6 protein-coding genes are annotated in these 5,801 nt (G+C 51.7%); 3 read left to right on the top strand and 3 right to left on the bottom strand.

The genetic code is table 11. The features are described from left to right. The first annotated feature begins 175 nt into the window (after positions 1–175). Both ACOJWD_RS01945 and ACOJWD_RS01940 read left to right on the top strand, forming a co-directional pair. Entirely contained in the window at positions 176–1,336 is a 1,161-nt protein-coding gene (locus tag ACOJWD_RS01945) for a sensor histidine kinase (RefSeq protein WP_486991540.1), read from the top strand. Further along, positions 1,333–1,977: a response regulator gene (locus ACOJWD_RS01940; RefSeq protein WP_486991539.1), complete on the top strand. Its 645-nt coding sequence runs from the start codon at positions 1,333–1,335 to the stop codon at positions 1,975–1,977. The genes ACOJWD_RS01945 and ACOJWD_RS01940 overlap by 4 nt, the downstream gene beginning before the upstream one ends. A gap of 157 nt (positions 1,978–2,134) precedes the next feature. Here the strand turns inward: ACOJWD_RS01940 and ACOJWD_RS01935 are convergent, their stop codons facing one another. From ACOJWD_RS01935 to ACOJWD_RS01925, 3 genes are all read right to left on the bottom strand, one after another. After that, positions 2,135–2,587: a hypothetical protein gene (locus ACOJWD_RS01935; RefSeq protein ID WP_486991538.1), complete on the bottom strand. Its 453-nt coding sequence runs from the start codon at positions 2,585–2,587 to the stop codon at positions 2,135–2,137. 236 nt (positions 2,588–2,823) lie between these two features. After that, complete coding sequence (locus tag ACOJWD_RS01930; protein ID WP_486991537.1) at positions 2,824–3,294, bottom strand: NUDIX hydrolase; 471 nt, start codon at positions 3,292–3,294, stop codon at positions 2,824–2,826. Positions 3,295–3,478: 184 nt separating this feature from the next. Further along, positions 3,479–4,453 carry an aldo/keto reductase gene (locus tag ACOJWD_RS01925; protein ID WP_486991536.1) on the bottom strand — a complete coding sequence of 325 codons (975 nt, stop codon included), beginning with the start codon at positions 4,451–4,453 and terminating at the stop codon, positions 3,479–3,481. A 433-nt stretch (positions 4,454–4,886) separates the two neighbouring features. Here ACOJWD_RS01925 and fabG point away from each other — a divergent pair, with 433 nt between their 5' ends. Further along, the gene (gene fabG, locus ACOJWD_RS01920) at positions 4,887–5,651 is read left to right on the top strand and encodes a 3-oxoacyl-ACP reductase FabG (RefSeq protein WP_486991535.1); all 765 of its coding nucleotides are present in this window, start codon (positions 4,887–4,889) and stop codon (positions 5,649–5,651) included. Positions 5,652–5,801 lie beyond the last annotated feature (150 nt).

The raw sequence follows: 5,801 nt of genomic DNA, 5'->3' as shown, positions 1-5,801 counted from the left end.
GTGCATCTATTGTACCAGTTGCGGTCTCTTGGTTACGAGAGCCTCTATCGAAAGGTCACGTCTGATATGCTAGAGCCAGAATGACTATCGTGACATGGGACTTCAGAGCCTTACACGGTCCTAGGGGTTTTTTGGTCACCGATAGAGGAAGGATCACAAGAGCAGGAGGGCGAGGATGCCAGAGGCGCTTTTCAACGATCGGAGACGTACTTGGATATTAACTGCTGTCATTGTCGTGGTGGCGGCGACATTCGGAAAGCTTACCTATTTAACAGGATGGTTCGTCGTCACCTATGCGGTGCTATTCATTGTGTGGATTTGGATTCCCACTCGGTATAAGACTCTACAAAATGCTCTCGTTTTTACAGCGCTAGGCGTTGTAGGGATTTTTATCGCGTCATTCAATCCGTCGTACCACAGTCTCGCTCCATCCTTTTTTCTTCCATACGCTGGGGTTCTAGGAGGTCGAGGGCATAAAAACCCATGGTCTTTTTTGGCGGTCCTTTGTCTTGCGGTTTTGATGGTTGTCATGGCTTCAGATACGCTTTATAACGGAATGAGCAATGGCCTCGCCATTTTCGGGATCTATTGGGCGGTCAATAGTGTCCACATTCGAAGGGAGGCGCAGCAACGCGACCGTGAACGCATGCAACAGTTAGAAGTGGCGTATAGTGAGCTGCAGGAAACCCATCGCCAACTGATGGATACCAACCAGCAGATTGTGGAGTCTCGTGCACGAGAAGCACGACTCGAAACGTTGGCGGATATTCACGACGGCGTTGGCCACCAGTTAACTTCGCTTATCGTCGGGTTGGAATCTTTGGAATTGATGCTGTCCGATGAACCTCAGAAGGCCAGAGAGGTATTACCGGACTTAGTGGAGATTGCACGTGATGCGTTGCAGGAGGTGCGGCAGGCGGTTCGAGAACGTAGCGACCGAGGAACTGACCTCGATCTGTATTCTCTCATTAATCAGGTGAGTCGTCGCGGATCGTTCGAGAGCACGGTCGACTTTGACTTGCCCGCAGAGGAATTGCCTGTCGCCATTCGCGTCATGCTCTATCATGTCATCCAAGAATCCATGACCAACATTCTACGGCATGCGCGAGCCCATCACGTAGACGTCACATTGCGTGCAAGCGCCGAGTATATCATGCTCACGGTAGCCGATGATGGCATCTTAACGACCAATGTGGAACCCGGCTTTGGGTTATCTTCGCTGCGGCAGCGAGCAGAGGCTATGGGAGGGCGTGTTGAATTTGGGGTGAATGCGCCCCATGGGCTCTCGGTGCAAGTGACACTCCCACAGCCTATCGGAAGGAATGGTAGCGCATGATCCGCATTTTCTTGGTTGATGACCAGGCCATCATTCGTGATGGACTCAGCTATATGATTGATCATCAGGCGGATATGTCGGTGGTGGGAATGGCCGGCACTGTGAAAGAGGCCGTCTTGGGGATTCAGGAGATTTTGCCGGATGTGCTCCTGCTAGACATTCGACTGCCCGATGGATCCGGACTTGACGTGGCACGCATCGCGAAGTCGCTTCAGCCCGCGCCGAAAACGCTTCTCTTGACGACCTTTGATGTCGACCTCTATGTGCTCGAGGCCTTACGTGCTGGCGCCATGGGGTATGTTTTAAAGGACTTGCCCACTAAAGAATTGCTTGAAACCATTCGTGCGGTGTATCGCGGCGAAGCGATGTATCGTACCCAAGCTGCGAGTTGGGCATTTGCTCAGATGGCGGGCTCCGCTTATGGAATTGCTCCGGATGAGGACGCCGTACTGTTGACAGAACGAGAGCAGGATGTTTTACAACGGATGAGCTATGGGGAGCGCAATGGAGATATTGCGCAGGCACTCTACCTCTCGGAAGGCACGGTCAAGACGCATGTACATAGCATCTTGCAAAAATTAAATGTGGAAGACCGCACCCAAGCGGTGGTCTGGGCGTTTCGGCACGGTCTGGTCCATTAGTGTCGGGATTCAACGTGCATAGTGGTTGGCTTGTCAGAAGCTATCAAATGAACCCCAGCGATAGGGAAACCGCTGGGGCGCTATTAGCGCTACAAATGCTATCGGCCGTTTAGCGCAGCAATGCATGGCTCTCTTAGGCCGATTGTCCCCATGTAACTTACTTCCTCGCTAGGATCGCTGACAATTGCGGATAGCGCAGATGTAAGACGACAGATCGCATGCCCCATACGACCGCGATGCCGAGTGCAATCTCCCATGTGAGAGTGGGCTGGTGCAACACCAGCGCGATCACCACTTGTAAGGCAAAGATAATGAGCCAACTCACGAGATAGCGCCAATCACCCTGCATGACCCACTGCCCGTCTTTTTCGTAAAGGCGCGTAAAGTATGCTTGCATAATGGCAAATGGGACCGAGATACCTACCGAAATGACAGTGGTCCAGATTTCAATACTGGGAACTGGGTGAGGTAAGGTGTGATACGACCAGTATAAGGCGATGAGCGGAAGAAAGTAAAAGCGCAAGCGCGAAGGCCGGCGAGGTGTGAGCTGGCGAATAATGAAGAATACGAACAATGCTAGACCTATAAGGTCGTATAACATATTGTGCATCCGGATCCCGCTCCCTTTGACGTGTTTTATCGTAGAAGCACTGGAATGGTCCCGATCCTCTTCATCGGCAACCATCTACCTTCGGCTTATAGCGTAACCGTAAGTTCACGGGAGTGCCTCTATCTTCGGGTGCAATGTTTACCAGGACGGCCTCTATCTCCAGATAGAGACAAGATGAAATATCAGCAGTGCGGGTTGGGAGACGATGTGTGACTCTCTTTGGATAGAAGAGTTAGTTAGTCGAAGATAGGGCGTGGCTTCTTTGATAAGAGGTCTCGGAAAATATATCGCTGTGCCTTAAAAAGTGGATCGGGAAGGGCGTTTAAGGGGAAAAATCCCGTGGCGAGAGATTCCTCAGATTCATTGAGGAGAGATCCCTGGTACTCTCGACAGGTAAATACAAAGAGCACATGGGCCACTTGATCGCCGTTTGCGAGAGTGGTTTCGTGCTCGGGACCGGAATAGACGGCAAAGAGACTCATGTCTTTAAGGCGTAGGCCGACCTCTTCCTGCACTTCCCGCCGTGCAGTATCATGAATGGTTTCCCCGATCTCCATAAATCCTCCGGGTATTCCCCAAGTGCGGTTATCTCGGCGTTGTTGTAACAAGAGCCTGCCGTGGGCATCGAAGATGAGCGCTGCGGCAACGACTAGAATCATCTTCTGATGTCCAACCAATTGGCGGATGTCATGAATGTAGTCGGGCAAAACGATTCCCTCCACAGGTATTTTTGGACGAGCGTAGGCCATGTTTCCCGAAGCAATAGAAGTCACACATAGAAACCCGTGCACTGCATGATGTCCGTGGTACGAAAAAGTGGTGTGAGCATTCGCTGACGGCAAGCGAAAAAATAAAGAGAGGCGGAAGGTCGTCGGCCTCCGCCTCTTTTCACTATTTCTTGCGGGGCGGACTCCCGAATGGGGGAGCATAGATAAATGCTTCACTTGCTTCGTTCAGGGCATCCATGGTTTCGGTACTGAGAGTCAAATCGACGGATTGAACATTGTCGTCAATTTGACTTTCCCGGGTGGCGCCCGCAATGACGGTGGCCACCGCCGGACGATGCATAAGCCAGGCGAGAGAGAGCGCCGTGGCGGTGGTTCCGAGCTCTTGGGCTAAGTTGACGACGAATTCGCCGAGTGCAATGCGTTCTGGATCCATCCGATCAGCAAAGCGCGGATTTTTTTCTAAGAGGGAACCTTTCGGCACTTGTCCTTTGGAGTACTTCCCTGTGAGTACCCCACCCGCTAGCGGGAAAAAGGGAATGATGCCAATGTGATGAGCTTCAGCAAAAGGAATGAGGTCGCGTTCGATAGTGCGGTCTGCGAGAGAGTAGCCAGGCTGATCCGAAACATAGCTGGCATAGCCGTGTTTTTCGCTAATCGCTAGAGACTCCATGATTTGCCACGCGGTGTAGTTGGACGAGCCGATGTAGCGAACCTTTCCCGAGGACACTAAGTCATCTAGTGCCCGGAGCGTTTCTTCCAACGGGGTCTCCGTATCGAATCGATGCATTTGATAGAGATCAATGTAGTCCGTTTTGAGGCGGCGCAGACTATTTTCTACTTCGTTCATGATATGTTGGCGCGACGCCCCTCGGTCGTTCGGCCCAGTCCCTCGCATCATCCCGACTTTCGTGGCAATAATCACATCTTGACGTCGACCTTCAAAGGCCTCGCCAATGATGGATTCGGATTTCGAATCCGTATAGATGTTAGCCGTGTCAATGAAGTTAATGCCGACATCTACGGCATGATGCAGGACTCGAATCGAGGTTTCCTTATCGGCTCGTCCACCAAAGGCATTGGTTCCCAATCCCAGCGTAGAGACCTTAAGGCCGCTTTTCCCTAACCGACGATATTGCATGTGATCGCCTCCCGAAAGATGATGAGATTCGTCATTGACATTCGCCCAATCGGCTCCACCATAGGAGAGCCCCTCATGCTAGAGACCTCAGATGTTGAGGGTGAGCGACGTCTTTATGTTATTTAGGGGCCCTTAGGGGTCCCCGACATGGTATCGCCTGTTTTCCAGCGTTCACACGGATGACAGGGGGTGATAACAAGTTGAGGGAAGCGTACGACTTTTGACGCGGAGCGTCAAATACTGGAAGGGCACGGTTGACGATACCGGAAGAATGATGATAGCGTAACCCTGATCGACCGATCGCCCGGTTAAGAAAGATTGCGGGGAGTGAGGCAGGCCCGAGGGGTCGCAGTCGATGGGAAACCTTAAATAATTTGCACTTTTGAAAATATTGGCTGTGGATCATCACTAGTCTTTTTAAGGGGGAACTGGCATGTATCCAGAACTCAAAGGGAAAATTGCCGTCGTTACCGGAGCGGGCCAAGGGATTGGGCGCGCGGAAGCCATGCGTTTGGCCGAAGAAGGGGTCAAGGTGGCAGCTATCGATCTTAATGAGTCAGCCGTACAAGAAACGGTGGCTGAGATTCACCAACAGGGGGGCGTGGCCGCCGCGTATGGGGCCAGTGTGATGATCCGCCACGATATTGAGATGGTGATGCAGGATGTCGCTCAAAAATGGGGTCCGATAGGGATACTCGTGAATAATGCCGGCATTACTCGTGACAACTTGCTCTTCAAAATGACGGATGAGGATTGGGATGCCGTGATGATGACGCATCTCAAAGGAGCATTTATTTGTACTCAAATCGCGCAACGCTATATGGTGGAGCAAAAGTGGGGAAAAATCGTCAATACATCATCCACCTCCGCGTTAGGAAATCGTGGGCAGGCGAACTATTCGACCGCAAAAGCTGGATTACAAGGGCTGACCCGGACGCTCGCGATTGAACTTGGTGCCTTCAATATTAACGTGAATGCGGTGGCCCCGGGATTTATTGATACCGAAATGACCCGTAACACGGCAGTGCGCATAGGGCTTGATCCCGAACAATTGAAGATGGCGGCCGCGAGTCGAATCCCTTTACGACGCGTCGGTGTTCCCCAAGATATTGCGAACGTGGCAACGTTTTTATGTTCAACTCAAGCGTCCTTTATTTCAGGAGAAGTAATCTATGTGCGAGGAGGTCCAACCACCTAAAGCGCGCTTTTGGGAGTATTGCTGTGATTGGTCCTGTTTTGCAAAAGGGGTTCATGTCGAAGGCATCCTCTACGGGACCATCGGAGGAGGTGGCGTGCCGTAGAGGTTAGTGTCGAAATCTCCCGGTAAGAGATTAAACACCAACAGGAT

This window comes from Sulfobacillus sp. TH-112 (assembly GCF_057473405.1).
The sequence above is the reverse complement of the archived record's forward strand: the minus strand, read 5'-3'. Positions and strand labels throughout refer to the sequence as shown.